2 protein-coding genes are annotated in these 1,183 nt (G+C 65.1%); both read right to left on the bottom strand.

Annotated elements, in window-relative coordinates; all coding sequences use genetic code 11:
* Nucleotides 1–63 precede the first annotated feature (63 nt).
* Nucleotides 64–846, bottom strand: a complete 783-nt coding sequence (istB, locus tag AC5Y47_RS25625; RefSeq protein ID WP_499947058.1) for an IS21-like element helper ATPase IstB — start codon at nt 844–846, stop codon at nt 64–66.
* 2 nt (nt 847–848) lie between these two features.
* Nucleotides 849–1,183 (bottom strand): Mu transposase domain-containing protein (locus AC5Y47_RS25620; RefSeq protein WP_499947057.1); only part of this gene is annotated, 335 nt, incomplete at its 5' end.

Below are 1,183 nucleotides of genomic sequence, written 5' to 3'. Positions count from 1 at the left end.
TGTTGACGACGGTCGAAAACTAGGCCAGAAGCGACGGTGAAAAGTAGGCCACGTGGTCGGTGGTTATTGTGCCGTGTTGTCGGCTCTGGCGGAGGGCAGGGTGTCGATTCCGGTGTCCTTGAGTCGGTAGCTGGAGCCTTTGAGGGTCAGGACGTCGGCGTGGTGGACGATGCGGTCGATCATCGCGGCGGCCACGACTTGGTCTCCGAACACGTCGCCCCAGCGGGCGAAGGGCAGGTTCGAGGTCAGGATCAGTGAGGCGTGTTCGTAGCGGCTGGAGACTAGTTGGAAGAACAGGTTGGCCGCGTCCTGTTCGAAGGGTATGTAGCCGACCTCGTCGACGACGAGCAGACCGATGCGGCGCAGTTTGGCTAGCTCGGCGGGCAGTCGGCCGGCGTTGTGGGCGGCTTTGAGGCGAGCGACCCAGTCCACTGCGGTGGCGAAGGCGATGCGGTGTCCGGTCTGGGCGGCTTTGATGGCCAATCCGATGGCCAGGTGGGTCTTGCCGGTTCCCGGTGGGCCGAGCAGCACCACGTTGCGGGACTTGGCCAGGAACGCACCCGTGCCCAGGTGGGCGATCATGTCCCGGTTAAGTGCCGGTTGGTGATCGAAGTTGAAGTCCTCCAACGACTTGCGGGTGGGGAATCCCGCCGAGCGGATGCGGGTCGCCGCACCGGAGGCCTCGCGGGCCGCGACTTCCCGGGACAGCACTGCCGCCAGGTACTCCTCATGAGTCCAGTTGGCGTCGCGGGCTTGCTCAGCAAGTCGGGCAGCGGAGTCGCGGATGCGTGGTGCCTTGAGGGCCTGGGCGTAGTGCAGGACGGATTTGATCGGATCTTCGGCCATCATCACGCCACCTCACCATCGGAAGTGACTGTGTTGCTGGTGAAGTCGACACCGAACGCGCGGTCGTAGTCGGCCAGATCACGCACCGGGTGATTACTTGCCACCGGTGGTGGGCCGGTTTGGAACTGTTGACGTAACGCTGCAGCTGTCGCGACGTGGGTGGGGTCGGTCAGGGTTTGTCGCCTCGCCCAGCAGCGGTCATGGGCCGCCAGCACGCGCCCCGCCCGGGTCACCACCACCTGAGTCAAGGTGGTGCTCACCTCGACGAGCTGACCGATCGCGCTCGGGTCCACGGAGTAGTCGTTGCCGGCCACCCGCACGTAGTAGTCACGCCCCA

Source organism: Mycobacterium sp. NGS22 (assembly GCF_059813095.1).
This window is presented reverse-complemented; position numbering and strand designations above follow the sequence as displayed.